The sequence below is a fragment of the Kineococcus glutinatus genome (assembly GCF_039542765.1).
Lineage (GTDB): Bacteria > Actinomycetota > Actinomycetes > Actinomycetales > Kineococcaceae > Kineococcus_A > Kineococcus_A glutinatus.
In genome coordinates, this window is sequence record NZ_BAABIL010000778.1 from 1 (window position 1) to 2,263 (window position 2,263).

At 77.9% G+C, this 2,263-nt stretch carries 2 protein-coding genes, 1 tRNA gene and 1 pseudogene; 2 read left to right on the forward strand and 2 right to left on the reverse strand.

Translation table 11 applies throughout. The features are described from left to right. Together ABEB16_RS21315 and ABEB16_RS21320 are read right to left on the reverse strand one after the other, a co-directional pair. A pseudogene (locus tag ABEB16_RS21315) lies at nt 1-256 on the reverse strand (hypothetical protein); the annotation flags it as partial. Next, nucleotides 210-302: transfer RNA gene (locus ABEB16_RS21320), tRNA-Sec, on the reverse strand. The pseudogene ABEB16_RS21315 and the gene ABEB16_RS21320, both read right to left, overlap by 47 nt. 111 nt (nt 303-413) lie before the next feature. Here ABEB16_RS21320 and selD point away from each other — a divergent pair. After that, a complete protein-coding gene (gene selD, locus ABEB16_RS21325) occupies nt 414-1,403 on the forward strand; it encodes a selenide, water dikinase SelD (protein WP_425560286.1) in 990 nt (329 codons plus the stop codon). A 92-nt stretch (nt 1,404-1,495) separates the two neighbouring features. After that, on the forward strand, nt 1,496-2,263 hold a 768-nt coding region (locus ABEB16_RS21330), incomplete at its 3' end, for a PAS domain-containing protein (RefSeq protein ID WP_345714182.1).

The window sequence follows — 2,263 nt, forward strand, 5'->3', positions numbered from 1 at the left end:
GCTGCGCGCGCTGCACGGCGGCCTTGACGGCGGGGCGCCCCAGCTCGCGCAGCGCGCCGGCCAGCCGTTCGTCGGCCAGGACGGCGTCGGTGCGGGGCACGGTGCGGCGGGGGTCGGGCAGGGGGTCGGGCACGCGGGCACTGTAGGCGCGTCCCGGCGTACCCGCCGCGGACGGCCGCGGCGGGTACGGCCGCGGCCTGGACGGCCGGCGGAGGCGGACGGGAATCGAACCCGCCTGACCGAGGTGCTCGGTCACGTCGGTGTTGAAGACCGCGGGGGCCACCAGGCACCCAGACGCCTCCCCGCGCCGGCGACGACGAGCATGCCACGACCCCCGCCGCGCCGGGCGCGCCGGTGGGTGTTTCGCTACCGCCGTGACGACCTCCCCCGCTCCCACCCCCACGTCCGCCCCCGTGCGCCTGACGCAGTACGCCCACGGGGGCGGCTGCGCGTGCAAGATCCCGCCCGGGGAGCTGGAGGACGTCGTCGCCGGCCTGGCCGGTGCCCCCGGCGGCGGGGCCGCCGAGCTGCTCGTCGGGCTCGACACCGGCGACGACGCGGCCGTCGTGCGGCTGGCCCCCGGCGGGCGCACCGCCGTCGTGGCCACCGCCGACTTCTTCACCCCCGTCGTCGACGACGCCCGCGACTGGGGGCGCATCGCCGCCGCCAACGCGCTCTCCGACGTCTACGCCATGGGCGGCACCCCGGTGGTGGCGGTGAACCTGCTGGCCTGGCCGCGCGAGCTGCTGCCCCTGGAGCTGGCGCGGGAGGTGCTGGCCGGCGGGCTGGAGGTGGCCGGTCAGGCGGGCTGCCACGTCGGCGGCGGGCACAGCGTCGACGACCCCGAACCGAAGTACGGGATGGCCGTGACGGGCACGGCGGACGCCGACCGGTTGCTGCGCAACGACACCGGGCGCGCCGGGCTGCCCCTGACCCTGACCAAGCCGCTGGGCCTGGGGGTCCTCAACAGCCGGCACAAGGCGACGGGCGAGGTGTTCGAGGAGGCCGTGGCCGTCATGACGACGCTCAACGCCGCCGCCTCGGCCGCGGCGCTGGCCGCCGGTGCGCGCTGCGCCACGGACGTCACCGGTTTCGGCCTGCTCGGGCACCTGCACAAGCTGGCCCGCGCGAGCGGTGTCACCGCGGTGCTGGACGCCGCGGCGGTGCCGTACGTGGCCGGGGCCCGGCAGGCGCTGCGGGAGGGTTTCGTCCCCGGCGGCTCCCGGCGCAACCTGGAGTGGGTGCGCCCGCACGCCGACCTCGCCGTGGCCGAGGAGGAGGCGCTGCTGCTGGCCGACGCGCAGACCTCCGGCGGGCTGCTCGTGGCCGGGGAGGTGCCCGGCTTCCCGGTGGTCGGCGAGCTCGTGGCGGCCGAGGCGGGCGTGACGGTCCGGGTGCGCTGAGGCCTGCCCGGCGCGGCCGGACCGCGCGCCGGACCGCGTGCCAGACTGGCGATCCCGCCCCCAGGCGGGCGCCGACCGCCGGGAGGAGCTCCGTGCCGCGATCCGCCGGACCCGTGGACCACGCCGCGGTCTTCGCCGCGGTCCCCACACCGTTCGTCGTCATGGACCGCGACCTGGTCATCGTCGACGCCAACCCCGCCTACCTGGCCACCACCGGCCGCCGGCTGGCCGACATCGTCGGCAGGCCGGTGTTCGAGGCCTTCCCGGGCCACCCCACGCCCGAGCAGCCCGACGGCGGCGTCGCGCAGGTGCGCGCCTCCTTCGAGCAGGCCCGCGACACCGGCCGCATCCACACCATGCCCGTGCAGCGCTACGACATCCTCGACCCGCTCAGCGGTGCGTACACCGAGCGGCACTGGAGCCTCATCAGCATCCCCGTGCCCGACACCACCGGCCGCACCGCCCTCGTCGTGCAGCGCGCGGAGGACATCACCGACTACATCCGCGAGCGCGAGGCCGTCCAGCACGCCAGGCAGCAGGGCGCGGTGTGGCGCCGGCGGGTGGAGGAGGTGGAGGCCGACCTCTACGCCCGCGCGGAGGAGCTGCGCGCCGCCCTGGCGGCGGAGGCCGCGACGGCGCGGCGGCTGCAGGGGCTGGCGGAGCTGGCGCTGGGGCTGTCGGGCGCGGAGACGGTGGACGACCTCGCCGGCGCCCTCGTGTCGCGGGCGCGCACCGCGCTGGGCTGCTGCGACGGCGCGGTGGCCGTGCTCGGCGAGGAGGGCCTCCGGCTGCACGCCACCGTCGCCGTCGACCGCGCCCTCGTCGACGGGGGGACCGGCGGCGTCCTGCCGCTGAACGGG